A 239-nucleotide genomic window follows, 5' to 3' on the forward strand; every position below is an offset into this window, starting at 1 on the left:
GGCGTGCTGGCCTGGGGCAAGTAACGGCCGATGGAGCATGCGGGGGAGGCGATCGTCGCGCTGGCGCCTCTCCCGCCGCGCACCGCCGACAGCCTGAGCCGCTTCACCGACATTCTGCGCGACCTGCGCGCGGAAATGCCCAAGCTGAGCTCGGGCGACCTGGTGGGGAAGCTGGTGAAGGATCCGGGGCTGGTATCCGACCTGCGCAGCACCTGCAAGGAAGAGTCGGTGTACCAGCG

Annotated in this window: 1 pseudogene; it reads left to right on the plus strand. The window is 69.0% G+C overall.

The features are described 5' to 3' along the window. Positions 1–30 precede the first annotated feature (30 nt). Positions 31–239: pseudogene (locus KVS69_RS20445) on the plus strand (ATP-dependent DNA helicase Rep); the annotation flags it as partial.

Origin of the sequence: Stenotrophomonas sp. GbtcB23 (genome assembly GCF_019091045.1) — a bacterium.
In the GTDB taxonomy this organism is placed as follows: Bacteria; Pseudomonadota; Gammaproteobacteria; order Xanthomonadales; family Xanthomonadaceae; genus Stenotrophomonas; species Stenotrophomonas rhizophila_A.